Annotated in this window: 26 protein-coding genes; 11 read left to right on the top strand and 15 right to left on the bottom strand. The window is 64.7% G+C overall.

The genetic code is table 11. The features are described from left to right. Positions 1-18: 18 nt before the first annotated feature. Genes hpf through ACSVIK_RS20055 form a run of 4 tightly spaced genes read left to right on the top strand, consistent with a single transcriptional unit; the run spans position 19 to position 1952 of the window. Positions 19-327 (top strand): ribosome hibernation-promoting factor, HPF/YfiA family, encoded by a 309-nt coding sequence (gene hpf, locus ACSVIK_RS20040; protein WP_442445974.1) that lies wholly within the window; start codon positions 19-21, stop codon positions 325-327. Positions 328-339: 12 nt separating this feature from the next. Continuing rightward, positions 340-804 (top strand): PTS IIA-like nitrogen regulatory protein PtsN, encoded by a 465-nt coding sequence (gene ptsN, locus ACSVIK_RS20045; protein ID WP_442445975.1) that lies wholly within the window; start codon positions 340-342, stop codon positions 802-804. A 2-nt stretch (positions 805-806) separates the two neighbouring features. Further along, positions 807-1664: an RNase adapter RapZ gene (gene rapZ / locus ACSVIK_RS20050; protein ID WP_442445976.1), complete on the top strand. Its 858-nt coding sequence runs from the start codon at positions 807-809 to the stop codon at positions 1662-1664. Between the two features lie 15 nt (positions 1665-1679). Then, on the top strand, positions 1680-1952 hold the full coding sequence (locus ACSVIK_RS20055) for an HPr family phosphocarrier protein (RefSeq protein WP_442445977.1): 273 nt from the start codon (positions 1680-1682) through the stop codon (positions 1950-1952). Between the two features lie 284 nt (positions 1953-2236). Here the strand turns inward: ACSVIK_RS20055 and ACSVIK_RS20060 are convergent, their stop codons facing one another. The 6 genes from ACSVIK_RS20060 to pmbA form a co-directional block, all read right to left on the bottom strand. Next, positions 2237-3118: a ZIP family metal transporter gene (locus ACSVIK_RS20060; protein ID WP_442445978.1), complete on the bottom strand. Its 882-nt coding sequence runs from the start codon at positions 3116-3118 to the stop codon at positions 2237-2239. 11 nt (positions 3119-3129) lie between these two features. Beyond that, the gene (locus ACSVIK_RS20065) at positions 3130-3741 is read right to left on the bottom strand and encodes a superoxide dismutase (protein WP_442445979.1); all 612 of its coding nucleotides are present in this window, start codon (positions 3739-3741) and stop codon (positions 3130-3132) included. Between the two features lie 12 nt (positions 3742-3753). Continuing rightward, a complete protein-coding gene (locus ACSVIK_RS20070; RefSeq protein ID WP_442445980.1) occupies positions 3754-4206 on the bottom strand; it encodes a hypothetical protein in 453 nt (150 codons plus the stop codon). 85 nt (positions 4207-4291) lie between these two features. Then, on the bottom strand, positions 4292-5665 hold the full coding sequence (locus ACSVIK_RS20075) for a class II fumarate hydratase (protein WP_442446007.1): 1374 nt from the start codon (positions 5663-5665) through the stop codon (positions 4292-4294). Position 5666: 1 nt separating this feature from the next. Next, on the bottom strand, positions 5667-6059 hold the full coding sequence (locus tag ACSVIK_RS20080) for a FagA protein (protein ID WP_442445981.1): 393 nt from the start codon (positions 6057-6059) through the stop codon (positions 5667-5669). A gap of 121 nt (positions 6060-6180) precedes the next feature. Continuing rightward, positions 6181-7527, bottom strand: a complete 1347-nt coding sequence (gene pmbA, locus ACSVIK_RS20085; protein ID WP_442445982.1) for a metalloprotease PmbA — start codon at positions 7525-7527, stop codon at positions 6181-6183. 137 nt (positions 7528-7664) lie between these two features. Between pmbA and yjgA the strand changes: the two genes are divergently transcribed. Beyond that, the gene (yjgA, locus tag ACSVIK_RS20090; RefSeq protein WP_268178976.1) at positions 7665-8183 is read left to right on the top strand and encodes a ribosome biogenesis factor YjgA; all 519 of its coding nucleotides are present in this window, start codon (positions 7665-7667) and stop codon (positions 8181-8183) included. 105 nt (positions 8184-8288) lie between these two features. Here yjgA and tldD read toward each other — a convergent pair whose 3' ends face one another. The 8 genes from tldD to mreB all read right to left on the bottom strand — a co-directional run bounded on the left by tldD (position 8289) and on the right by mreB (position 19422). Then, positions 8289-9731: a metalloprotease TldD gene (gene tldD / locus ACSVIK_RS20095; protein ID WP_442445983.1), complete on the bottom strand. Its 1443-nt coding sequence runs from the start codon at positions 9729-9731 to the stop codon at positions 8289-8291. Between the two features lie 2 nt (positions 9732-9733). Then, positions 9734-10579, bottom strand: coding sequence for a carbon-nitrogen hydrolase family protein (locus tag ACSVIK_RS20100; protein ID WP_442445984.1), 846 nt, complete (start codon positions 10577-10579; stop codon positions 9734-9736). Between the two features lie 49 nt (positions 10580-10628). Continuing rightward, on the bottom strand, positions 10629-14447 hold the full coding sequence (locus tag ACSVIK_RS20105; protein ID WP_442445985.1) for a YhdP family protein: 3819 nt from the start codon (positions 14445-14447) through the stop codon (positions 10629-10631). A gap of 14 nt (positions 14448-14461) precedes the next feature. Next, positions 14462-15919 carry a ribonuclease G gene (rng, locus tag ACSVIK_RS20110; protein ID WP_442445986.1) on the bottom strand — a complete coding sequence of 486 codons (1458 nt, stop codon included), beginning with the start codon at positions 15917-15919 and terminating at the stop codon, positions 14462-14464. Positions 15920-16137: 218 nt separating this feature from the next. Further along, positions 16138-16734, bottom strand: a complete 597-nt coding sequence (locus tag ACSVIK_RS20115; protein WP_442445987.1) for a Maf family protein — start codon at positions 16732-16734, stop codon at positions 16138-16140. Positions 16735-16783: 49 nt separating this feature from the next. Continuing rightward, positions 16784-17272 (bottom strand): rod shape-determining protein MreD, encoded by a 489-nt coding sequence (gene mreD, locus ACSVIK_RS20120; protein ID WP_442445988.1) that lies wholly within the window; start codon positions 17270-17272, stop codon positions 16784-16786. Next, positions 17272-18183 (bottom strand): rod shape-determining protein MreC, encoded by a 912-nt coding sequence (gene mreC, locus ACSVIK_RS20125; protein ID WP_442445989.1) that lies wholly within the window; start codon positions 18181-18183, stop codon positions 17272-17274. Before mreC ends, mreD begins: the two co-directional genes overlap by 1 nt. Before the next feature lie 201 nt (positions 18184-18384). After that, positions 18385-19422 carry a rod shape-determining protein MreB gene (gene mreB, locus ACSVIK_RS20130; RefSeq protein ID WP_268178983.1) on the bottom strand — a complete coding sequence of 346 codons (1038 nt, stop codon included), beginning with the start codon at positions 19420-19422 and terminating at the stop codon, positions 18385-18387. Positions 19423-19661: 239 nt separating this feature from the next. Here mreB and gatC point away from each other — a divergent pair, with 239 nt between their 5' ends. The 6 genes from gatC (at position 19662) to ACSVIK_RS20160 (ending at position 25178) form a co-directional block, all read left to right on the top strand. Then, positions 19662-19949: an Asp-tRNA(Asn)/Glu-tRNA(Gln) amidotransferase subunit GatC gene (gene gatC / locus ACSVIK_RS20135; protein WP_268178984.1), complete on the top strand. Its 288-nt coding sequence runs from the start codon at positions 19662-19664 to the stop codon at positions 19947-19949. Positions 19950-19964: 15 nt separating this feature from the next. Continuing rightward, entirely contained in the window at positions 19965-21416 is a 1452-nt protein-coding gene (gene gatA / locus ACSVIK_RS20140) for an Asp-tRNA(Asn)/Glu-tRNA(Gln) amidotransferase subunit GatA (protein ID WP_442445990.1), read from the top strand. 124 nt (positions 21417-21540) lie between these two features. Further along, a complete protein-coding gene (gene gatB, locus ACSVIK_RS20145) occupies positions 21541-22986 on the top strand; it encodes an Asp-tRNA(Asn)/Glu-tRNA(Gln) amidotransferase subunit GatB (RefSeq protein ID WP_442445991.1) in 1446 nt (481 codons plus the stop codon). Positions 22987-23047: 61 nt separating this feature from the next. Continuing rightward, positions 23048-23467 carry a septal ring lytic transglycosylase RlpA family protein gene (locus ACSVIK_RS20150; protein WP_442445992.1) on the top strand — a complete coding sequence of 140 codons (420 nt, stop codon included), beginning with the start codon at positions 23048-23050 and terminating at the stop codon, positions 23465-23467. 236 nt (positions 23468-23703) lie between these two features. Beyond that, a complete protein-coding gene (locus tag ACSVIK_RS20155; protein ID WP_442445993.1) occupies positions 23704-24798 on the top strand; it encodes a calcium/sodium antiporter in 1095 nt (364 codons plus the stop codon). A gap of 2 nt (positions 24799-24800) precedes the next feature. Continuing rightward, positions 24801-25178: a carboxymuconolactone decarboxylase family protein gene (locus ACSVIK_RS20160; RefSeq protein WP_442445994.1), complete on the top strand. Its 378-nt coding sequence runs from the start codon at positions 24801-24803 to the stop codon at positions 25176-25178. Positions 25179-25261: 83 nt separating this feature from the next. Here the strand turns inward: ACSVIK_RS20160 and ACSVIK_RS20165 are convergent, their stop codons facing one another. Beyond that, positions 25262-25783, bottom strand: coding sequence for a hypothetical protein (locus tag ACSVIK_RS20165; RefSeq protein WP_442445995.1), 522 nt, complete (start codon positions 25781-25783; stop codon positions 25262-25264). Positions 25784-25804 lie beyond the last annotated feature (21 nt).

The following is a 25804-nucleotide window of genomic DNA, read 5'->3' on the forward strand; positions in this document are numbered from 1 at the left end:
CAACAAGGAGAAAGCGGTATGCAAGTCAACATCAGTGGACATCAGCTGGATGTGACCGACGCCCTGCGTGACTACATCGGCGAGAAACTCGGCCGACTGGAACGCCACTTCGACAAGATCACCAACGTTCAGGTGACCATGGAGGTCGAAAAGCTCAAGCAGAAGATCGAAGCCACCCTTCACGTTGCTGGCGGTGAGGTCGTCGCCAACGCCGAACATAACGACATGTACGCCGCCATCGACCTGCTGGCAGACAAACTCGACCGTCAACTCATCAAGCACAAGGAAAAGCAGCTCGATCGCCTGCAAGGCGCCACAGCCCGCTGACATTTCCCTTCCATGATCCGACTTGAAAATATCCTGACCCCCGGCCGTTCCCTGGTGAACGTGCCGGGCGGCAGCAAGAAGCGCGTGCTCGAACAGATTGCCAGCCTGGTCGCCCGCGACCTCGACGAGCTGGACAATCAGGACATCTACGAAAGCCTCATCGCCCGCGAGAAGCTCGGCTCCACCGGCTTCGGCAACGGCATCGCCATCCCCCACTGTCGCCTGGCCGGCTGCAGCGCACCGATCAGCGCCCTGTTGCGCCTGGACACGGCGGTCGACTTCGACGCCATCGACGGCGCGCCGGTCGATCTGCTGTTCGTCCTGCTGGTACCGGAAGCCGCCACCGACGCCCACCTCGAACTCCTGCGCCAGATCGCCAGCATGCTCGACCGCCAGGACGTGCGCGAACGCCTGCGCCAGGCACCGACCAGCGAAGCGCTCTACCAGGTGGTCGTGGACATCCAGAACGGTCAATAACCATGCGCCTGATCATCGTCAGCGGTCGCTCCGGCTCCGGCAAGAGCACTGCCCTCGATGTACTCGAAGACAACGGTTTCTACTGCATCGACAACCTGCCGGCCAGCCTGCTGCCGGATCTGGCCGAACGTTTCCTGCCGCATAGTGACCTGATGCTGCCGCAGGTCGCGGTCTCCATCGACGCACGCAACCTGCTCAGCCAGCTACGGCGCTTTCCCGAACTGCTAGAAGAAGTACACAAGCACGGCATTCGCTGCGAGGTGCTCTACCTCGACGCCGAAGACGACACCCTGCTCAAGCGCTTCTCGGAAACTCGTCGGCGCCACCCGCTGACCAACGACAATCGCTCGCTGGCCGAAGCCATCGCCTACGAAAGCCAGTTGCTGGCGCCAATCATCGACCTGGCCGACCTGAAGATCGACACCACGCGCCTGAATCTCTACCAGTTGCGCGACACCCTCAAACTGCGCCTGCTCGGGCAGACGCAGAGCGGTACGGCCTTTCTCGTCGAATCCTTCGGTTTCAAGCGTGGCATGCCGGTCGATGCCGACCTGGTATTCGATGCCCGCTGCCTGCCCAACCCCTACTGGAAGCCGGAGCTGCGCGATTTTTCCGGCCTCGATCAGCCGGTCGTCGAGTATCTGGCGGCACAACCGGAGGTCGAAGAGATGTATCAGGACATTCTCACTTACCTGGAGAAGTGGTTGCCGCGCTTCGCCGCCAGCAACCGCGCCTACGTGACCATCGCCATCGGCTGCACGGGCGGGCACCATCGTTCGGTGTACCTGGCCACACGCCTGAGCGAAGCCCTCAAGCATTCGCTGAAGAACGTCCAGGTTCGCCACCGCGACCTCAGCTAAGGAATCCCTGCCGCGATGCCAACCCGCGAAGTCACCATCATCAACAAACTCGGCCTGCACGCCCGCGCTGCCGCCAAATTCGTCGGCGTCGCCAGCCAGTACCCCTGCCAGGTGCGCATCGGCCGCAGCAGCGACAGCCTGGTGGACGGCAAGAGCATCATGGCGGTGATGATGTTGGCGGCCGGCAAGGGCACCCCGGTGCACCTGCACACCGAAGGCGAGCAGGACGAAGCGGCCATGCAGGCGCTGATCGCACTGATCGACAACTATTTCGACGAGGGCGAATAAAGCAGCTACAAGCTGCAAGCCTCAAGCCTCAAGCCTCAAGACATCCCATTTGTTGCCAACGTGCACGGAGCGCCCGGTATACGCGACGCCGTAGGGTGCGCCGTGCGCACCAAGCCGCTGCATCCGAAGTACAAGCGGTGCGCACAGCGGCCCCCTACGAACTGTAGGAGCGAGCTCTGCTCGCGAACGCAGGTAACGCCAAAAGCTTCGCGAGCAGAGCTCGCTCCTACACATGTACAAAGGTAGCCCAGATGTAATCCGGGAGCCCCCCGGATTACTCCGGGCTACGCCAGCGCCGTATCCAGCACCATCATCAGGCAGAAGCCCGCCGCCAGGGCCAGGCAGGCTTCGCTGCCATGCCCTTCGCGCTGCGACTCGGGCACGACTTCATGGATCACCACGAACAGCATCGCTCCCGCTGCCAACGCCAGGCCCCAGGGCAGCAGTAGCTGCGAGATGCCCACCAACCAGGCGCAGAGCACCGCGAACAACGGCTCCACCAGGCCCGAGGCCACGCCAATCAGCATCGCCTTGCCGCGCGCCATGCCGACGCTGGCCAGGCCCAGTGCCACGATCAATCCCTCGGGCATGTCCTGCAGGGCAATGCCGATGGCCAACCCCTGCGCACCACTCAAGCCTGCACCAGCCGCGACGCCGACCACCATGCCTTCGGGCACGTTGTGTGCGGTGATGGCGATGACGAACAGGACGAGCCCGGAGGCCAGGCTCTGCTCACCTTGCCGTTGCGCCAGGCGGCGCCCCAACAGGTGCATGGCAACCACCCCCAGCAACACGCCAATACTGGCCAGAGCGCCCGCGCCCCAGGCCGAGAAGCCTTGTTCCCCGGCCACCTCGAGTGCTGGCACCAGCAGGGAAAACACCGTGGCCGCCAGCATCACCCCGGCGCCGAAGCCCAGCAGACTGTCACGCATGCGTGCGGACAAGTTGCCCATGCACAATACCGGCAAGGCCCCCAGAGCCGTGCCGGAAGCGCACAGCAGGCCAGCCTGCAGCGCTTGCAGCAGACGAGGTTGCGCGCTCTGGTCGAGCAGCACCAGGGCCTGGATCAGCAGCAGCAGGCCACCACAGAAGAGGATGGCGCCACCCAGCAGGTAGCGGAAGATGGGGCCATTACGGCCAAGCGCAACAGCCTGCGTCACGCGCATACCTTGCCAGCTCAACCCATGGCCTGGCGGTAGCGACGCGCCACTTCATTCCAGTCGATGACATGGTAGAAGGCGCCGATGTATTCCGGGCGACGGTTCTGGTAGCGCAGATAATAAGCGTGCTCCCACACATCCAGGCCAAGAATCGGCGTGTTGCCATGCATCAGCGGGCTGTCCTGGTTGGCGCTGCTTTCCACCACCAGGCGCTTTTCCGGGGTCAGGCTCAGCCAGGCCCAGCCACTGCCGAAGCGGCTCAGGGCAGCCTTGGTGAAGGCCTCCTTGAAAGTAGCAAAACCACCCAGTTGGCTGTCGATGGCTGCGGCCAGCTCGCCACTCGGCTCACCACCGCCACTGGGTGACATGACCGTCCAGAACAGGCTGTGGTTGGCATGCCCACCACCCTGGTTGATCACCGCTGCATGCAGCGCTTCAGGCAGCTCGGCCAGTTCGCGCAGCAGGGTTTCCACCGGCACCTCCTCGTACTGGCTGCCCTGCAACGCGGCGTTGAGGTTGTTGATGTAGGTCTGATGATGCTTGCTGTGGTGGATCTCCATGGTCTGCGCATCGATGTGCGGTTCCAGGGCATCGTAGGCGTAAGGCAGGGCTGGCAGACTGTGCGGCATGGACGAACTCCTTCAGTGATAGACAGGGCCCGGGCCGCACGAGCAACCCGGATGCGGCGTACAGGCATGACGGCGGGCAGCTCCGAGCAGACGATCAGTGCGCGGAAAGGCGCCGTACTCGGCGATGAATTGCAGCAGTTCCAGATAGGTGCGCTGGCTGTGCCTGAGCGCCGCCTGCTGCAGTGCTTCGGGCAGCGCGTGATTGCCCAGGATGCTAAGCAGGCGCTCATGGCAGGCGCAGAGGTTTTCCGCAGCCGACTCCGCTTGCTCGAGCGTCAGGTGCAGGTCGGCCAGGTTGTGGTGGGAGACGACGAATGCCGCCACCGCCTGCTCGTGATCAGCCCAGCGCCCCAGCAACACCTGCGCCTCGGCCAGCGCCTGCAGGTACAGCTCGCGCGCCTGAACCCAATCCCCCTCGATAAAACAGCGATTGCCCGCTTCGATGACGGTCTTCCAGTGCTCCATGACAGCCCCTTGCCGAAACGGCAGTTGCGATGAACGAATCGAGGGCAACGACGGTGGCCGACCACGCACTGCCCTTGTCAGGCCTTCAGAGCCCGCCCTCGGTGAGTCTTTCCGGGTTCAGCAACTGCTCCAGTTGCTGGCGCGACAGATCCGTGTGCTGCAGCGCGACCTCGATGATCGGCCGCCCCTCGCGATAGGCCTGCTTGGCGATTTCGGCGGCCTTGAGGTAACCGATGATGGGGTTCAGCGCCGTGACCAGGATGGGGTTGCGTTCCAACGCTTCCTTGAGCTTGGCCTGGTTGACCTTGAAGCTGGCGATGGCACGGTCGGCCAGCAGACGGCTGACATTGGCCAGCAGATCGATGCTGCCCAGCAGGTTGTCGGCGATCAGCGGCAGCATGACATTCAGCTCGAAGTTGCCGGACTGCCCGGCGATAGCGATGGTGGCGTCATTGCCCATCACCTGCGCGGCGACCATGGCGGTGGCCTCGGGGATCACCGGATTGACCTTGCCCGGCATGATCGAGGAGCCCGGTTGCAATGCCTCCAGTTCGATCTCGGCCAGGCCGGCCAGAGGCCCAGAGTTCATCCAGCGCAGGTCGTTGGCGATCTTCATCAAGGACACCGCCAGCGTCCTGAGCTGCCCGGACAGCGCCACGGCGGTATCCTGCGAGCCGATCAGGGCGAAGAAATTCTGCCCAGGGGTGAAGATGATGCCACTCAGAGCGCTCAGCTCCAGGCAGAACGACTCGGCGAAACGCGGGTGCGCATTGACCCCGGTGCCCACCGCCGTACCGCCCTGCGCCAGCGCCTGCAGGCTCGGTTGCAGAGCGCGCAGATGCTCGATGTTGGCCTGGATCTGCTGGCCCCAGCCGTCGAGCACTTGGCTCATGCGCACCGGCATGGCGTCCATCAGATGGGTGCGCCCGGTCTTGACGTAGGGCTGCACCTCCAGGGATTTCTCGCACAGCACCTTGAGCAGGTGGCCCAGCGCCGGCAGCAGACGCTCGTGCAATTCGAGAGCAGCGCTGACGTGGATGGCCGTGGGGATGATGTCGTTACTGCTCTGGCCGCAATTGACGTGGTCATTGGCGCTGACCGGGCTGCCCAGAATACGGCTGGCCAGGGTGGCGATCACCTCGTTGGCGTTCATGTTGGAGCTGGTGCCGGAGCCGGTCTGGAACACGTCCACCGGAAAGTGCTCGAGGCAATCGCCGGCCAGCAGTTCCTGGCAGGCCGCCACTATGGCATCGCCCATGGCCGCATCGACCTGCTGCAGCTCGACGTTGGCCCGTGCCGCTGCTGCCTTGGCCAGCAGCAGGGCGCGGATGAACGCCACCGGCATGCGCCGCCCGGACACTGGGAAATTGTTCACTGCACGTTGCGTCTGCGCGCCGTACAGGGCTGCGCTCGGCACCTCCAGCTCGCCCATGCTGTCGCGCTCGATGCGCGTGGCCATGTCATTCATAGGGATGTCCTTGTGCGGGTTCGTCGAAACGGAGGGAAGGCTGCAGACGCAGGGTCGCCAGCCGGTTGCGAAGATGGTTCAGGCGCTGCTGACGCTGGCGCGTGACGGCCAGTCGATCCAGGGCATAGAGCGGCCGCCAGGCATGGTCGAGACACAGGCAGCGCCAGTGCCAGGGCAAGGCCCGATCCACGGCGCTGTCGAGGAGCAGTTCGAGCAGGCGCTGCCACATGCTCCAGGCCTGCAGTTGGCCACTGCGCACCAGCTTGCAGCCGTGGAGTTGATGCAGGTCGAGCAGACGCGGCTCGTCAGGCTGCAAGGCGCAACGAATACGCCAGCCTTGCCAATGCCAGCAATCCAGACAGGAGGAGGAATGAGGATGGAACATGAGGACCCACAAGCCAATTACGTAATGATATTTATTACCATTTGGCAAACATAATCAACACGCAAACTGTGTGGGCTTGTCGAATCCGGCGCCCGCAGGGCGCCGAAGCATTCGAGGAAACTCAGCTACCAGCGACGGTCATCTTGTCGATCAGTACCGAGCCGGTGCAGATATTGCCGCGTCGCTCCAGGTCGCTGCCGACCGCGAGGATCTGGCGGAACATGTCACGCAGGTTGCCGGCGATGGTCACTTCCTGCACCGGAAACTGGATTTCACCGTTCTCCACCCAGAAGCCCGCCGCGCCGCGGGAGTAGTCACCCGTCACCAGGTTCAGGCCCTGCCCCATCAGCTCGGTGACCAGCAAACCACGGCCCATGCGGCGGATCAGCGCCTGCTGATCTTCATCGCCATGGGTGACGAACAGGTTGTGCACGCCACCGGAGTTGGCCGTGCTGGGCAACCCCAGCTTGCGCCCGGAATAGGTGCCGAGCACGTAGGACACCAGCTCGCCCTTGTCCACGAAAGGCTTGGCGTAGGTGGCCAGGCCATCGCCATCGAAGGCCGCGCTGCCCAAGGCACGCGGCAGGTGCGGGCGCTCGTCGAGGCTCAGCCACTCGGGGAACAGACGCTGGCCCAGCGCCCCTTCGAGGAAGGAAGAATGGCGATACAGATTGCCGCCGGAAATGGCTGCCAGCAGATGACTGAACAACCCACCGGCCAGCTCGGCGGCGAACAGCACCGGCACCTCGCAGGTCGGCACCGGTCGCGCGCCCAGACGACTGACCGCCCGCTCGGCGGCGCGCTGGCCGATACCGGCTGCATCGGCCAGCAGCTCACCCTGGCGATTGACGTCGTACCAGTAGTCGCGCTGCATCTGCCTTTCACCCTCGGCGATCATCACGCAGCTCAGGCTGTGCCGGGTGCTGGCGTAACCGCCGATGAAACCGTGGCTGTTGCCGTACACGCGGCAGCCCTGATGGGTGTTGAGGCTGGTGCCATCGGCATTCTTGATGCGCTTGTCGGCGGCGAAAGCTGCCGCCTCACAGGCCAGGGCTTGCTCCACGGCCTGCTCGGGGGTGATCGACCAGGGGTGGTAGAGATCCAGCTCCGGCAACTCGCGCGCCATCAGGGCGGCATCGGCCAGGCCCGCGCACTCGTCTTCGGAAGCATGCTTGGCAATGGCCAGGGCCGCTGCCACGGTTTCGCGAATGGCTGCCTCACCCGTGGCCGAGGTGCTGGCCGAGCCTTTGCGCTGGCCAACGTAGAGGGTGATGCCGAACCCCTGGTCACGATTGAATTCGACGGTTTCCACCTCGCCCTGGCGTACCGTGGTGGAGAGCCCCTGGCCAGCCGACACGGCCACCTCGCAGGCACTGGCCCCCTGGCGCGCAGCCTCGGCGAGGATGGCTTCGACCTGCTCCTGCAGTGCCGGCAGGGCCTGTGGCCCGATCAGTTCTACGTCACTCATAACCTCTCCTAGAAAGGCAGCTTCAAGCTGCGAGTCTCAAGCTACAAGTGAAGCCGAAGCCGCTCTTGGCTTGCAGACTGCAGCTTGAAGCTTGTAGCTGCTGTTATCATGGCGGCATTTCCTTCTGGATCCGCCCCATGTCTGATTCCTACGACGACTTCTCCCTGGAGAAAAGCAAATCCCAGGTCAAGCGCGAGCTGCATGCCTTGCAGGATCTCGGTGAGCGTTTGACCACCCTCAAGCCGGATCTGCTGGCCAAGCTGCCACTGACCGACGCCCTGCGTCGCGCCCTGGCCGAAGCCCCCAAACATACGGCCAATGCCGCACGCAAACGTCACATCCAGTTCATCGGCAAGCTGATGCGTGAACAGGATGTCGAGGCGATCCTCGCCCTGATCGACCAGGTGGACAGTTCCACCCGTGAATACAACGAGCGCTTCCATGCCCTCGAACGCTGGCGCGACCGCCTGATCGGCGAAGGCGACAGCGCCCTGGAAAGCTTCGTCGAGCTCTACCCCGAGGCCGACATCCAACACCTGCGCGGGCTGGTGCGTCATGCCCAGCACGAAGCGGCGCGCAACAAGCCACCAGCCGCCGCGCGCAAGGTGTTCAAGTACATCCGCGAGCTGGACGAGATTCAGCGCGGTTTGCGCTAAAAAAGCAGCTACAAGCTGCAAGGCGGGTAACCGCCCCCCGCAAGCTGCAAGTAAAAGCGACTTTGCTCCTCCCTTGAGGCTTGTCGCTTGCAGCTTGAAGCTGCCTCATGCGCCAGTTCCACCGACCGTTATCGCGTCGATCTTCAGGGTCGGCTGGCCGACGCCCACCGGCACCGACTGGCCGTCCTTGCCACAGGTGCCGACGCCGCTGTCCAGGGCCAGGTCGTTGCCGACCATGGACACCCGGCTCATGGCCTCCGGGCCGTTGCCGATCAGGGTGGCGCCCTTGACCGGCGCGGTGATCTTGCCGTCCTCGATCAGGTAGGCCTCGCTGGTGGAGAAGACGAACTTGCCGCTGGTGATGTCCACCTGGCCGCCGCCGAGATTGGCGCAGTAGATGCCCTTCGTCACCGAACGGATGATTTCTTCCGGGTCGCTCTCGCCGGCCAGCATGTAGGTGTTGGTCATGCGCGGCATCGGCAGGTGCGCGTAGGACTCGCGGCGGCCATTGCCAGTGGCGGCCGCGCCCATCAGGCGGGCATTGAGCTTGTCCTGCATGTAACCCTTGAGCACGCCGTTCTCGATCAGCGTGGTGCACTGGGTCGGCGTGCCTTCGTCATCGACACTGAGCGAGCCACGACGCTCGGCCAGGGTGCCATCGTCGACGATGGTGCACAGGCTCGACGCCACCTTCTGCCCGATCTTGCCGCTGTAGGCCGAACTGCCCTTGCGGTTGAAATCCCCCTCCAGACCATGGCCAACCGCTTCGTGCAACAGCACACCGGACCAGCCGGCGCCCATCACCACCGGCATGCTGCCGGCCGGCGCGGCGATGGCTTCGAGGTTGACCAGTGCCTGGCGCAGCGCCTCGCGGGCATAGCTCATGGCGCGGTCTTCCGCGAGGAAGAAACGGTAATCGGTACGCCCGCCACCGCCATGGCCGCCGCGCTCGCGACGCCCGTTCTGCTCGACGATGACGCTGACGTTGAAGCGCACCAGCGGGCGGATGTCGGCGCTGAGGCTGCCGTCATGGGCAGCCACCAGAATGCGATCCCAGACCCCGGCCAGGCTCACCGTCACCTGTTTGATGCGCGGGTCGAGCGCCCGCGTGGCGCGGTCGATACGCTGCAGCAGCTCGACCTTCTCGGCGCGGCTCAGCACATCCAGCGGATTGTCCTCGCCGTAGAGCTGGCTCACCTGCGGGCTGACGAAGGCCTGCACGCGAGCCTGCTGGCCGGCGCGCGAGATCGAGCGCGCAGCGCGGGCCGCCTGGTTCAGCGCATCGAGGCTGATGGCGTTACTGTAGGCGAAGCCGGTCTTCTCACCGGACTGGGCGCGTACGCCGACGCCCTGGTCGAGGTTGAAACTGCCTTCCTTGACGATGCCATCCTCCAGCACCCAGGTTTCCGAGACCTGGCTCTGGAAGTACAGATCGGCGGCATCGATGCCCGGCCCAGCGACCTCGCCGAGCACGCTGGCGAGGCTGTCGAGCGTGAGATTGCCGGGGGCGAGCAGGTGCTCGCTGACGGATTGCAACATGGTATTCATGGTCACTCCACAACGGACGCGGAAACGTCCGACAAATCGAATCGGCGGTGCTGCTGCACCGGCATGCGTTGACGAATGGCCGCCTGTTCGGCGGCATCACGGGCCGCCATCAAGGCGCCCTCGCCCTGATCCTGTTCGACCAACACCTTACCCCAGGGATCGATGATCGCCGAATGGCCGAAGGTCAGCCGCGCTCCCGGGTGCTCGCCACCCTGCCCGGCCGCCAGCACATAACACTGGGTCTCGATAGCGCGAGCACGAGTCAGCACCTGCCAGTGCGCGGCGCCGGTCACGGCGGTGAAGGCCGCTGGCACGCTGATCAGCTCGGCACCGGCTTCGCGCAGCAGCACGAACAGCTCGGGGAAGCGCAGGTCATAACACACGCTCAGGCCCAGGCGCCCCACCGGAGTATCCGCCACCACCACGCGCTGGCCATGGGCGAAATCGTCCGACTCACGGTAACGGCCACGGTTATCGGCCACGTCGACATCGAACAGGTGCAGCTTGTCATAGCGGGCCGCACGCTCGCCCTGCTCGTCGATCAGCAGCGAACAGGCGCGCGGCTTGCCTTCGGCATCATCATCCGGCGGCAACGGCAAGGTGCCGGCCACTATCCATAAGCTGAGGTCACGGGCGGCGCGTTTCAACCAGGGCAGGATCGGCCCCTCGCCCAAGGCCTCGGCACGGCCGACGGCGGCCAGGTCACGGCGGCCCATGGCGGCGAAGTTCTCCGGCAGTACGGCGAGGCGCGCCCCGCCCTGTGCGGCACGCTCCAACATGCGCCGCGCCAGGCGCAGGTTGGTTTGCACGTCGTCCTGGCTGACCATCTGGATCACGGCGAGGTTCATGGCTGGGCTCATGGCTTAGGGTTGCCCCAGGGTACGCCAAGACGCGACCTCATTGCGGTTTTTCAAAGGGTTTGTCGAAGGTGATCTCGGGATTCTGCAGGGGGCCCTTGACGTCGTACTGCACGCTGGCGAAACGTGCCACCTTGTCGCCCAGCAGTTTGTCGACGACGAACAGCGCGCCACCGATGGCCGGTGCGCCGACGATCAAGGCCGCCAGTGGCAGGTTGTTGGTCACCGGCAGGGTCACCAGCAACTTGGCATCGATCTGCTCGTTGCGCATGTCGAGCTTGCCATCGAGTTCCAGGTTGCTCGAAGGGCCGGTCAGGGTGATGGGCTCCTGGGTGACGAACAGGCCGTCGGTGGCTTGCAGGTTGCCCTTGACTCGATCGTAGCTCAGCCCCTTGCCCAGCAGGTCGGAAAAGTCCAGACGCAGACGGCGACCAATGGAGTTGAAGTTGAGCAGGCCGAATACACGCAGGGCCTGCGCCGAGCCCTGCACTTCGACGAACTGCCCCTTGCGCAGGGACGGATCGAGGTTGCCGGAGAAACGCTTGAGCGAAAGCCAGGCGGGCGAGCCGGGCCAGGTGCCATCGACATCCACACGGAAGCGTTCGCTGGTCACGCTCGGCGCGAAGTTCCAGGCCAGCAACACCTTGCCCAGGTCTTCGCCCTGTACACGGCCCTTGTACCAACTGCTGGTATTGCCCGGCGTGCCGCGCCAACCGGCACTGCCACCGATCTTCAGCCCTTGCAGATCGAGATCCAGATCCTCGAAACGCACGCCTTGCGCCTCCGGCCGCACTTTCAGCGACCAGGCGCCGAGCAGTTTGTCGCCACGCCAGACCTGGTCGATGCGGATGTCCAGCGCCGGAATCCGCCGCAGGTCGAAATCGCCCAGAGGGTCGGGGGCGTCGGCCGGTTTGGCAACGCTCGGGTCGGCAGCAGGCAGGCGCACATGCTGCAGGTCGGCGGTGATCGGCGTGGCCTTGGCATCGGGTAGCAGCACACGTCCGGCAGCCAGTTCGCTATCGACTTGCAACGCCCAGGCTTCGCCTTGCCGGCTCAAACCTGCGCTCAGCCCCTGGATCTCCTGGCCAAAGCCACGGAACAGGCCGATATCCAGCTGCGCGCCTTTGAACAGGCGCTGGCTCTGTTCGTCCACCGCCACCTTGTGCTTGTTCAACACAGCCTGCCAGGCGTCCCAGTCCAGCTCGTCCAGGTGCCCGCGCAGGCGCAGGCCCGGCTGGCTCGGCAGGCTCGCCGTGGCGTTGCCCAGCAACAGTTCACCACGCCCCTCGGCCAGGGCGCCCGGTGGCGCCGCCAGGCTCAGGCTGGCCAAGTCGGCGTATTGCGCCCAATAGCGGCGTTCATTGCCGGAGAGGGTCATGCGCCAGTCGGCATAACGCTCTTCGCTGGCCGCCTTGCCGAACGGCGCCGGCAGCTCGACGGCCACGCCACGCAGATTGGAGTCGACGCGCAACTGGCTGTCATCACCTGCCAGCGTCAGGCGCAGGCGATAGGGCAGCAAGCCACTCACCGGCAGGCTCGGCGGCGCCTTGAGCCACTGCTGCAGGGCAGCGACCTCCACTTGGCCGCGCAGATCGAAGCGGGTGCGTGCCTCGCCGCGCGAGCCATCGGCGATGATGCGGCCGCTGATCGGGCGGCCGAACACCTCGGCACTCACCTTGGGCGCGCTGAGGCCCTTGGCACTGTCGAAACGAAACGCGCCCTTGATGCGGCTGAGCTGCAGATCGGGGTTGGCCAGTGTCAGGCTCGCCCCTTCGCTGGCAAAGTCGACCACCACGCCAGGCGCCGGGCCTTTCTGCAGGGGGATGTCCAGTTGCAGGTGCCCGCTCAGCGGGCCTTCGCCACGCCAACCGGCGAATATCTGCTGAGTTCCCAATGGCGCTTCCTGCAGCAGCTTGAGGGCGTCGGGCAAGCTGCTTTGCACCTCGCCTTCGAGCTTCAGATGCGGCGGCTTGCCATCGTGCAGCAGGGCGATATCGGCATTGACGTCGCTCACCTGGCTGTCCAGCAGGCGCCCTTGCTGCAGGCGCACGCGCACGGCATCGGGCTCGATCAGCACATCGGCACGCCCCTCGCGCAGTGCCGGCCAGCCAGGCTGGAAGGCCAGCTCGGCATCGCTGACGCGGAAGAACAGGCTCATGCTGTGGGCTTCACGCGGCGCCCCCTTGTTGACCGAGCCCTGGTACTGGAAGTAGCCCTCCTGCACCTTGCCCCCTTTGATCGCCGTCTGCAGCCACTGGGCGAGCGCATCGTTCATGGCCGGCGAGCGTGTCGGCAGGTACTTGCGGGTATAGGCAGCATCGCCATCGCGCAGACCCACGCGCAGATCCATGTAGTCCTCGGCCTCGGGATCGCTCAGCAGGCGAATGAGCATATCGCCGGCGAGCTGCCCCTCCTCGCCCTCCACACGCATGTACGGGCTGGCCAGGGTCAGCCCCTGCTCGTTCCACTGCCAGATCAGCCGCGCCTGGGCATGGCGATAGCGCCAGGGCTCAGGAAACAGATGGTCGAGGTGCAGGGCGAAATCATCGGCATTCAGGCGCAGCTCGCCATTTTCCAGATCGCCCGAGACGCTGCCGGTGACGTTTTCCACGGCCGGCGCGCCATGATAGGCCGATACGCCCACACGCTCGAGGTTGGCGGCGTACTTGAGGCGCTCGGCGCCGCTGGCCGCCGGGAAATAGTCGAGCATCAGGTTGCTCAGCGCACCAACCGGGGCCAGGCCCGCCAGCGCCTGCTCGCCGGCCTCCGGCATGGGCGCCAGGGCTGCCACCAGCGGCGCCCAGGCGGCCAGGTCGAGGCGATCGGCGGTGAGCGCCCAGTGTGGTTGATCGGCCTCGCCACGGCGCTTCAGTCCAACGTGCAGCTCGCCAAGGCGTTTCTGCTCATGAGTCAGCGCCAATGAGTCGATCTGCGCCGTGAGGCCATCGTCGTCCTGTGCGAAGAAGGCGTTGAAGGCCAGATCCTCGAGATTCAGCGGTGCGCGCTTGGCATAGCCGACCTGCACCTGCGGCGCATGCACGCGCAAGGCGCCGCGCTGCACCTGGGTGCCCTGGGCGTTCAACCACAACTCACCACCACCCTGCAGGCGTTGCAGGTGCCAGTCGCCGGTCAGGCGGGGCGGCAGCCAGGTGGCCCAGTCGCTCTGCGGCAGGCTGAGATAAAGCTCGGATTGCGCTTCGCGCCAGCGCTGGGGCTGCATGCGAGTGCGCAGACGCAGCGCCACTGGCTGACCATCGGGCAGCAGGAAACGGCCATCGAGTCGCTGGCTGGAGCCGCCGTAACGCAGGCTCAGGTTGAGGTAGCTGAACAGTAGCGGCTCGTGCTGGTAGGGCTGCAGCACCGCGCGGCTGTCGAGTAAGGTGACACGCTGCAGCACCTGCAAGCGTTCGAGCACCTGCGCCACGTCCAGCGCGGGCGCATGCCGTTGCGGCATGCCGCGCAGGTGCCAGGCGCCCTGCTCGTCCTCGCGCAGGTCGAGCTGCAGGCCCTGCACCTGCAGGTGGGCGATGCGCGGCGCCCGCGCCAACAGGCTGCCGAGCACGTCGGGAATCACCTGCACCTGATCCAGGCTCAGGCCTTCGCCAGCGGCGCCCAGCTCGACATCATGGGCCACCAGCAAGGGCGCAAAGCCCTGCCAGCGCCCCTCCAGCCGGCCGATGCGCAGCGGCATGCCCAGCTCGGCACTGGCGCGATCCTCCAGCTCCAGGCGGTATTCGGCCACCAATGGCAGCAGTTGACGACCCAGGCTGACATAGAGCGCGGCCAGCACCAGCAACGCCGCGCACAGGCCCAGGCCCCAGCGCAGCAGCGTGGCCAGCAGCGCAGCGAGACGATTCATCTCAACCCCCACGCTCAGAGCAGCACCACATCGTACTGTTCCTGGGAGTACATGCTTTCCACCTGAAACTTGATGGTGCGGCCGATGAAGGCCTCGAGGTCGGCGACGTTGCCCGACTCCTCATCGAGCAGACGATCGACCACCTTCTGGTTGGCCAGCACCCGGTAGCTTTCCGCCTGGTAGGCGCGGGCCTCGCGCAGGATTTCGCGGAAGATCTCGTAGCAGATGGTTTCCGGCGTCTTCAGTTTGCCGCGTCCCTGGCAGGCGCTGCAGGGCTCGCAGAGAATCTGTTCGAGGCTCTCGCGGGTGCGCTTGCGGGTCATCTGCACCAGGCCCAGTTCGGTGATGCCGATGATGTTGGTCTTGGCATGATCGCGTTCGAGCTGCTTCTCCAGGGTGCGCAATACCTGGCGCTGGTGCTCTTCGTCGATCATGTCGATGAAGTCGATGATGATGATGCCGCCCAGGTTGCGCAGGCGCAGTTGCCGGGCAATGGCCGTGGCCGCTTCCAGGTTGGTCTTGAAGATGGTTTCTTCGAGGGTGCGATGGCCGACGAAGGCGCCGGTGTTGACGTCGATGGTGGTCATCGCCTCGGCCGGATCCACCACCAGATAACCGCCGGACTTCAGCGGCACCTTGCGCTCCAGCGCCCGCTGAACCTCGTCCTCGACGCCGTACAGGTCGAAGATCGGTCGCTCGCCCGGATAGTGCTCCAGCCGATCGGCGATTTCCGGCATCAGCTCGGCGACGAACTGGGTGATCTTGCCGAAGGTTTCCCGCGAGTCGACGCGGATCTTCTCGGTGCGCAGGCTGACCAGGTCACGCAGGGTGCGCAGCGCCAGCGACAGATCCTCGTAGATCACACTGGGCGCCTTGGCGCTCTGGATCTGCGCACCGATCTGATCCCACAGGCGGCGCAGGTAGCGAATGTCGATGAGAATTTCATCGGCCCCGGCGCCCTCGGCGGCGGTACGCAGGATGAAGCCACCGGCCTCTTCGATGCCCTCGGCGGCCACGCAATCGGCGACCACCTGCTTGAGGCGCTCGCGCTCGGCCTCGTCCTCGATCTTCAGGGAAATGCCCAGGTGGCTGGTGCGCGGCATGTACACCAAATAGCGCGAGGGAATCGACAGTTGCGTGGTCAGGCGTGCACCCTTGCTGCCGATGGGATCCTTGGTCACCTGCACCACCAGGCTCTGGCCTTCGTGCACCAGGGCGCTGATCGGCTCCACCGCCGAGCCCTCGCGGGTGGAGATTTCCGAGGCGTGGATGAAGGCGGCGCGTTCCAGGCCGATGTCGACGAAGGCCGCCTGCATGCCCGGCAGCACCCGCACCACCTTGCCCTTGTAGATGTTGCCGACGATGCCGCGCTTCTGCGTGCGCTCGACGTGCACCTCCTGCAGAACGCCGTTTTCCACCACCGCCACGCGCGACTCCATCGGCGTGATATTGATCAGAATCTCTTCGCTCATGCATCCGTCCTGATGGATTAGCTGCCCGCTCGGCGTGGCAGAAAGTTTAACAGGCTGTTGAAAACTACCTGCGTTGCCATTGCTGCGTTAAAAACAGGCTCAAAATGCTCATTTACAACTCGTAAAGTCGAACGCGACTCCGAGCGTTTTTCGCCTGTTTTTGCGGGGCCGCCATCGGTATTGCACTGGCTGCCTCGCCTACGTTTTTCAACGGCCTGTTAGTTCGCGGGCCGAGTTTGCCAGCAGGCGATGCCGAAATCGCCCAGCAATTGCGCCGTTTCGCACAAGGGCAGGCCGACCACCGCCGAGTAACTGCCCTCGATGCGGCTGACGAACACCGCCGCCAGCCCCTGAATACCATAACCGCCGGCCTTGTCGCAGGGCTCGCCACTGGCCCAGTAGGCGGCGATCTCGGCCTCGCTCAGGGCGCGAAAGGTGACATCGCTGCTCACCACCTGCGCCACCTCACGCTCTCGACTGACCAGGGCCACGGCCGTCATCACCTGATGAGTACGTGCGGACAGCCTGCGCAACATGTGCTGAAAGTCGGCGAAATCCTGCGGTTTGCCAAGAATCTCGTCATCGATCACCACGCTGGTGTCGGCACCCAGCACCACGGCAGCGGCTGGTTCACCCAGGGCCTGCAGGCCGGCACGCGCCTTTTCCCGAGCCAGGCGCTCTACATAGGCCTTTGGCAGTTCATCTGGCAATGGGGTTTCATCTATCGAGGCAATTTGCGTGACGCAGGGCACGCCGATCTGGGCCAAGAGTTCACGACGGCGGGGCGAAGCGGAGGCCAGGAACAGCTCGGCCATGCGGGTATCTCCCTTGGCGAACCGCGACCGGCCTGGAGGCGGGTCGCGCTCAGTTGACGTTGAGGCGCAGGTGCAGGCTGCGCAGGGCGACGCACACCCAGGGCCAGAGCAGGGCACTGACCACGGCTGGCAGGATGAACGCCAGGGTCGGCGGGCGGTTGCCGGTCAGGGCGTTGAGCCATAGCTGCACCAGTTGCGCCAGGCCGAACACCACCAGCAGCACCATGCTCTGCTGCCACATGGGGAACATGCGCAGACGCTGGTGCAGGCTCAGCACCAGGAAAGTGATCAGGGTCAGGATCAGCGCGTTCTGCCCCAACAACGTGCCGAACAGCACGTCCTGCGCCAGGCCGAGTATCCAGGCGGTGGTCATGCCGACGCGCTGCGGCAGCGCCAGCACCCAGTAGGTGAGAAACAGCGCAACCCACAAGGGCCGGCCGATCTGCATGAACTCCGGCATGGGCGATACGCTGAGCAACAGGCCGATGGCCAGGCTGAGCCAGATCACCCAACCATTGCGTGCTTGGCTTGCGACCATCAGTGGGCCTCCTCAGCGGGTGCGCTCGCGGTCGGCGCGGCGGCCTCGGCAGCCGGGGCCGGCGTGCGCCCCTGCTCGGCCTCGCGGTCGGCGGCCTCCTGAGCTTCTGCCGAATCGTTGGCGCGCTGCTCCGGGGTGCGTCGATCGGAGAACACCAGCAGCAGGTAACGGCTGCGGTTCAGCGCAGCGGTCGGCGTGGCGCGAACGATGGCGAAGGGTTGCCCGGAATCGTGGATGACCTGCTTGACCGTGGCCACCGGATAGCCCGCGGGAAAACGCTGGCCCATACCGGAGCTGACCAGCAGGTCGCCCTCCTTGATATCGGCGGTATCGGCGACATGGCGCAGCTCCAGGCTCTCCGGGTTGCCGGTGCCGACGGCGATGGCACGCAGGCCATTGCGGTTGACCTGTACCGGAATGCTGTGGGTGGTGTCGGTGATCAGCAGCACGCGCGCGGTGTAGGGCATGATTTCCACCACCTGCCCCATCAGCCCACGGGCATCGAGCACCGGCTGGCCGAGGAACACGCCATCCTTCTCACCCTTGTCGATGAGGATGCGGTGGGTATAGGGGTTGGGGTCGACGCCGATCAGCTCGCTGACCAGCACGTCGTCGTCCACCAGTGCGGCGGAATTGAGCAGTTCGCGCAGGCGCACATTCTGCTCGGTGAGGGTGGCCAGCTTCTGCAGGCGCCGCTGCAGCAGCAGCGCTTCGGCCTTGAGCTTCTCGTTCTCGGCCATCAGCTCGTTGCGCGAGGAGATCTGCTGCGTGGCATTTTCCCAGGCGCGCACCGGCAGGTCGGCCATCCAGTAGAAGGGCGTGAGCACCAGGCCCATCTGGCTGCGCACCGGCTTGAGCGCATCGAAGCGCGCGTCGACCACCATCAGCGCAGCCGAGAGCACGGCAAGCACCAGCAGGCGGATACCCAGCGAGGGACCTTTGGCGAAGAGCGGCTTAATGACCTGCTCCTTGAGCGCCAGCGGATTGAACAGCGCGCGAAATCATGCGGATGGCGAACCAGTCAGCGGAAATAGGGCCGAGTGTACTGCAATGCTTGAATGTGCGCGTGCCGCCCGGAGGCGGCACGACAAGCGAACCGGGAGCAGAACCACTCACTCGGTGGAGAGCAGGTCCATGGCGTGGCGATCCATCATCTCCAGCGCCTTGCCACCACCACGGGCGACACAGGTCAGCGGGTCTTCGGCGACGATCACCGGCAGGCCAGTTTCCTGGGAGAGCAGCTTGTCCAGGTCACGCAGCAGCGCGCCACCGCCGGTCAGCACCAGGCCACGCTCGGCGATGTCCGAGGCAAGCTCAGGCGGCGACTGCTCCAGGGCACTCTTGACCGATTGGACGATGGCCGCCAGGGACTCCTGCAGCGCTTCGAGCACTTCGTTGGAGTTGAGGGTGAAGCTGCGCGGCACGCCCTCGGCCAGGTTGCGGCCACGCACGTCCACTTCGCGGATCTCGCCGCCCGGGTAGGCGGTGCCGATTTCCTGCTTGATGCGCTCGGCGGTGCCTTCACCGATCAGCGAGCCGTAGTTGCGGCGCACATAGGTGATGATGGCTTCGTCGAAACGGTCGCCACCGACGCGGACGGATTCGGCATAGACCACGCCATTGAGGGAGATCAGCGCGATTTCGGTGGTGCCACCGCCGATATCGACGACCATCGAACCACGGGCTTCTTCCACTGGCAGGCCGGCACCGATAGCAGCGGACATCGGCTCTTCGATCAGGAACACCTCACGGGCACCAGCGCCCAGGGCGGATTCGCGGATGGCGCGGCGCTCCACCTGGGTCGACTTGCACGGCACGCAGATCAGCACGCGCGGCGATGGCTGCAGGAAGCTGTTCTCGTGCACCTTGTTGATGAAGTACTGCAGCATCTTCTCGCAGACGCTGAAGTCGGCGATCACGCCGTCTTTCATCGGGCGAATCGCGGAAATATTGCCAGGGGTACGGCCGAGCATGCGCTTGGCCTCGGTACCGACGGCGACGACGCTCTTCTGGTTGCCGTGGGTACGGATGGCGACCACGGAAGGTTCGTTCAGGACGATACCGCGCTCGCGCACGTAAATAAGGGTATTGGCAGTGCCCAGGTCGATCGACAGATCACTGGAAAACATGCCACGCAGTTTCTTGAACATTAGGAGAGGACCCTAGGCAACGCGTGGGTAAAAGTCAGACGCGGAGAAACCCGCGGGTAAAAAAGTGCGGCAAACTCTAACAACGGCAGGGATTTTGAGCAAGGCGGCAATATGATAGATTGCCTGTTTTTCCGGGCCTTGCAGCCGCACGCCGCGGCCTTTGACCGCCAGCACGCGATATCCGTTCCCTGCAGCCTGTACTGCGCAGCCTTTCTGCCAATCTTCCACTGGAGACCCCCATGGCGCTTGAACGCTCCGAGGTGGAAAAAATCGCCCACCTGGCCCGCCTGGGCCTGAATGAAAGCGATATTCCGCAAACCACCGAAACCCTCAACAGCATCCTCGGCCTGATCGACCAGATGCAGGCCGTCGACACCCAGGGTGTCGAGCCCCTGGCTCACCCGCTGGAGGCCACCCAGCGCCTGCGTGCCGACGTGGTCAGCGAGAGCAACCAGCGCGACGCCTATCAGGCCATCGCCCCGGCCGTGGAAAGCGGCCTGTACCTCGTGCCGAAAGTCATCGAATAAAGGAAAGGGCCCGCCATGCATCAACTGACCCTCGCCGAGATCGCCAAGGGCCTCGAGGCCAAGCAGTTCTCCGCCGAAGAGCTGAGCCGTGCCCTGCTGGCACGCATCAAGCAGCTCGACCCGCAGCTCAACAGCTTCATCAGCGTCACCGAAGATATCGCCATCGAGCAGGCCAAGGCCGCCGACGCCCGCCGCGCGGCCGGCGACAATGGCGCCCTGCTCGGCGCCCCCATCGCCCACAAGGATCTGTTCTGCACCCAGGGCGTGCTGACCTCCTGCGGCTCGAAGATTCTCACCGGCTTCAAGGCGCCCTACGACGCCACCGTGGTCGAGAAATTCAAGGCTGCCGGCAGCGTCATGCTCGGCAAGCTGAACATGGACGAGTTCGCCATGGGCTCGGCCAACGAATCCAGCCACTACGGCCCGGTAAAGAACCCCTGGGATCTGACCCGCGTACCGGGTGGCTCCAGCGGCGGCTCCGCTGCCGCCGTGGCGGCGCGCCTGCTGCCGGCCGCCACCGGCACCGACACCGGCGGCTCGATCCGCCAGCCGGCGGCGCTGACCAACCTCACCGGCATCAAGCCCACCTACGGCCGCGTGTCGCGCTGGGGCATGATCGCCTACGCCTCCAGCCTCGATCAGGGCAGCCCGCTGGCCCGCACTGCCGAGGACTGCGCGCTGCTGCTCGGTACCATGGCCGGCTTCGATGCCAAGGATTCCACCAGCGTCGACCAGCCGGTGGACGACTACCTGGCGGCGCTGGCTCAGCCGCTGGCCGGCCTGCGCATCGGCCTGCCCAAGGAATACTTCAGCGCCGGCCTCGACGCGCGCATCGGTGAGAAGGTGATGGCCGTGGTCGAGGAGCTGAAAAAGCTCGGCGCCACCGTCAAGGACATCAGCCTGCCGAACATGCAGCACGCCATTGCGGCCTATTACGTGATCGCACCAGCCGAGGCCAGCTCCAACCTGTCGCGCTTCGACGGCGTGCGCTTCGGCTATCGCTGCGAGAACCCGGTCAACCTCGAAGACCTGTACAAGCGCTCGCGCGGCGAAGGTTTCGGCGCAGAAGTGAAACGACGCATCATGGTCGGCACCTACGCCCTGTCTGCCGGTTACTACGACGCCTACTACATCAAGGCGCAGCAGATCCGCCGGCTGATCAAGAACGACTTCGTCGCGGCGTTCAAGGATGTCGACCTGATCCTCGGCCCGACCACGCCGAACCTGGCCTGGAAACTCGGCGAGAAGAACGCCGACCCGGTGTCCGCCTATCTGGAAGACATCTACACCATCACCGCCAACCTCGCTGGAATTCCTGGCCTGTCGATGCCGGCCGGCTTCGTCGATGGCCTGCCGGTGGGCGTGCAATTGCTCGGCAACTATTTCCAGGAAGGTCGCCTGCTCAACGTCGCGCACCAGTACCAGCAGGTCAGCGACTGGCATAAACAAGCACCGAGCGGCTTCTAGGCCATGGCGCAGCCATGCGGCCTTTTCCTCTCTCCCACTCTTTGCTTATGAAGAATGGGAGAGGGTGGCGCGTAGCGCCGGGAGAGGGTTTGTCCATGCCATACAGGATCGAGGAACACTAAAGATGCAATGGGAAACCGTGATCGGGCTCGAGATCCACGCTCAGCTCAGCACCCAATCGAAGATTTTCTCCGCCAGCGCCACCAGCTTCGGCGCCGAGCCCAACACCCAGGCCAGCCTGGTCGACCTCGGCATGCCCGGCACCCTGCCGGTGCTCAACGCCGAAGCCGTGCGCATGGCCTGCAAGTTCGGCCTGGCCATCGACGCCGAGATCGGCCCGCGTAACATCTTCGCGCGCAAGAACTACTTCTACCCGGATCTGCCCAAGGGCTACCAGACCAGCCAGATGGATCACCCCATCGTCGGCAAGGGCCATCTGGACATCACCCTGGAAGACGGCACGGTCAAGCGCATCGGCATCACCCGCGCGCACCTGGAAGAGGACGCCGGCAAGAGCCTGCACGAAGACCTCCACGGCATGAGCGGCATCGACCTCAACCGCGCCGGTACGCCGCTGCTGGAGATCGTCTCCGAACCGGACATTCGCTCGGCCAAGGAAGCCGTGGCTTATGTGAAGGCCATCCACGCCCTGGTGCGCTACCTCGGCATCTGCGACGGCAACATGGCCGAAGGCTCGCTGCGCTGCGACTGCAACGTGTCCGTGCGCCCGAAAGGCCAGGAAGCCTTCGGCACCCGCGCCGAGATCAAGAACGTCAACTCCTTCCGCTTTATCGAGAAGGCCATCAACCACGAGATCCAGCGCCAGATCGACCTGATCGAGGACGGCGGCAAGGTGGTGCAGGAAACCCGCCTGTACGACCCGAACAAGGACGAGACCCGCTCCATGCGCGGCAAGGAAGAAGCCAACGACTACCGTTACTTCCCCTGCCCCGACCTGCTGCCGGTGGTGATCGAGCAAAGCTTCCTCGACGAGGTGCGCAGCCAATTGCCGGAGCTGCCGACGCAGAAGCGCGAGCGCTTCCAGAGCCAGTACGGCCTGTCCACCTACGACGCCAGCGTACTCTCGGCCAGCCGCGAGATGGCCGAGTACTTCGAGGAAGTGACCAAGGTCTGCAGCGACGCCAAGCTGGCCGCCAACTGGGTGATGGGCGAGCTGTCCAGCCTGCTCAACAAGGACGGCCTGGAGATCGAGCAATCGCCGGTTTCCGCCGAACACCTGGGCGGCATGATCCTGCGCATCAAGGACAACACCATCAGCGGCAAGATCGCCAAGATGGTGTTCGAGGCCATGGCCGCCGGTGAAGGCAGCGCCGATGCCATCATCGAGAGCAAGGGCCTCAAGCAGGTCACCGACTCCGGCGCCATCGAGGCGATGCTCGACGAAGTGCTGGCCGCCAACGCCGAGCAGGTCGAGCAGTACCGCGCAGCGGACGAAGCCAAGCGCGGCAAGATGTTCGGCTTCTTCGTCGGTCAGGCCATGAAGGCCTCCAAGGGCAAGGCCAACCCGGGGCAAGTGAACGAACTGCTGAAGAAAAAGCTCGAAGGGTGAGCCTCGAGCCAACGAAACGACGCCGGGCTTGCCCGGCGTCTTTCCATCTGGAGAACCCGTGATGACCACCCGTAGCCCGGATGCAATCCGCGAACCTGCAGCGCCCCGAATCGCATCCGGGCTACGCACCTTGGCCTTGCTCGGCGCTCTCGCCCTGCTCGGTGGTTGCTCCACCTTCGGCGGCGTGGGCAGCAGCGAAACCGGCGAGGCCTCGTACTACGCTCAGGCGCACCACGGCAAACGTACCGCCAGCGGCGAGCGCTTCAACCAGAACGCACTGACCGCCGCCCACCGCACCCTGCCCTTCGGCACGCAAGTACGGGTGACCAACCTGAACAACGAGCGCAGCGTGGTGGTGCGCATCAACGATCGTGGCCCTTTCGTGCGCGGGCGCATCATCGACGTTTCGCGCGCCGCCGCCGAGCGCCTGGGCATGCTGCGAGCCGGCGTGGTGCCGGTGCGCATAGAGGTGCTGGAGTGAAACAGAGCCTGTAACAAATCGCTGCGACAGCCCCCTGGCGCCGCAAGATGCCATCGCTACACTAGCAGGCCGTTGAAAAATGTAGACGAGGCAGGCTGGCCTAGGCAAAAACAGCCGAGAAAGCGCAGTTTACGTGCTGTAAATGAGCATTTTGAGGCTGTTTTTAACGACGGCCAGGCAACGCAGGTAGTTTTTCAACGGCCTGCTAGCCGCACTTTTCCTGGAGTTTCTCTGCAATGACCCTGATGACCTACGTCTACCTGATCTCCGGCCTGGTGTTGCTGGTAGCCGGTGCCGAAGTACTGGTGCGCGGCGCGGCCAAGCTGGCCGCGCAGTTCGGCATTCCGCCGCTGGTGATCGGCCTCACCGTGGTGGCCTTCGGCACCAGCGCGCCGGAAACCGCAGTCAGCGTGCAATCGGCCTTCAACGGCAGCGGCGACCTGGCCATCGGCAACGTGATCGGCAGCAACATCGCCAACGTTCTGCTGATTCTCGGCGTGACCGCCCTGGTCGCGCCGCTGATCGTTTCGCGCCAACTGATCCGCCTCGACGTGCCCATCATGATCGGCGCCAGCCTGGTGGTCTACGCACTCGCCTGGGACGGCTCGCTGAGCCGTCTCGACGGCGCCCTGCTGTTCGCCGGCGTGCTGAGCTACACCGGCTTCCTGATCTACAGCGCGCGCAAGGACAAGAGCAACCAGGACGACGAGTTCGCCAAGGAGTTCGGCCTCGACGAGCAACCCAAGCCCTATGCCTGGGTCATCAATCTCGGTCTGGTGGTGGTCGGCCTCGGCCTGCTGGTGGGCGGCTCCAACCTGCTGGTCGAAGGTGCCGTGCAACTGGCCCGTACCCTGGGCCTGTCGGAACTGGTGATCGGCCTGACCGTCATCGCCATCGGCACCTCGCTGCCGGAACTGGCCACCTCGATCATCGCCGCCTTCAAGGGTGAGCGCGACATCGCCGTGGGCAATATCGTCGGCAGCAATATCTTCAACCTGCTGTGCGTGCTGGGCCTGGCTTCCCTGGTTTCGCCCGCCGCCATCCCGGTCGCCGCCAACGCCCTGGCCTTCGACTTCCCGGTGATGATCGCCGTGGCCGTGGCCTGTCTGCCGATCTTCTTCAGCGGCTATCGCATCAATCGCTGGGAAGGTCTGCTGTTCCTGGCCTATTACGTGGCCTACACCTTCTACCTGGTGATGTTCAGCACAGGTCGCCCATTCGCCCAGAGCTTCGGTGACGCGATGATCGGCTATGCCCTGCCGCTCACCGCCATCACCCTGGTGATCATCGCCGGGCGCGCCTGGCACAAACAACGTGACCAGGAGGCATGAACATGAGCGATAACCACGAGCGCGGCCTGCAGGTGCGCAGAGAAGTGATGGGCGATGCCTATGTCGACCGCGCCCTGGGCAATGCCAGCGAATTCACTCAACCGCTACAGGACTTCGTCAACGAGCACGCCTGGGGCGGCGTCTGGACGCGCGAAGGCCTGCCCCGCGCGACCCGCAGCCTGATCACCCTGGCAGCGCTGACCGCACTGAAATGCCCGCAGGAACTCAAGGGCCACGTCCGCGGCGCCCTGAACAACGGCTGCACGGTCGAGGAAATCCGCGAAACCCTGCTGCACTGCGCGGTATATGCCGGCGTTCCGGCCAGCATCGACGCCTTCCGCGCGGCGCAGGAAGTGATCGAGGAGTGGCAGAAGCAGTAGGGTGCGCTATGCGCACCAGTTCTTGCTAACGGCTATAGACCTTCGATAGAAACAGGCTGCGCTCTCGACAGCGATGCCAGGCGTCATGCATGGGCATGAACCTGCCGCACATCCCGCCCCAGTTCCGCGAGCAGCGCCTGGGTCAGGGCTTCATCCAGCCACCAGTTACAGAAGCCCACCCCCAGGTTACCGAACGCCCAGGGCATGGGCAGGAACTGCCAATCATGCAAGCGGCTGGCGCGGCTACAGGCTGGACAGCTCAGCGTCACATCATCTTGCCCAGCGAACCAACTGCCGACAGCGTCGTCCCAGGCAATCGCTTCAACGGCTGAGACCTGCCGACAGCTCGGACAGGCCAATCCATCCAGACCACTGTCGCCGGCATGGAACACGGTGCGCTCCTGCACGAGCTGAACGCCGCAGTACTCGATGCGCGGATCAGGCCCCTGCGCCCCGGCCCCCGGCGGATAAAGGCCGGTGTTCGGACTAGGTGCCGCCACGACTATCTTGTGCTCGATCAACCAATTCAGTATTCGACTGGCCCGTACCTGCGCCTCATCCTCGGAGGCACACTGCACAACGAACCAATGGACGGAATCCCCCATTTTTCTCTCCTTGAAAACCCC

Source organism: Pseudomonas sp. NCHU5216 (assembly GCF_052156495.1).
GTDB lineage: Bacteria > Pseudomonadota > Gammaproteobacteria > Pseudomonadales > Pseudomonadaceae > Aquipseudomonas.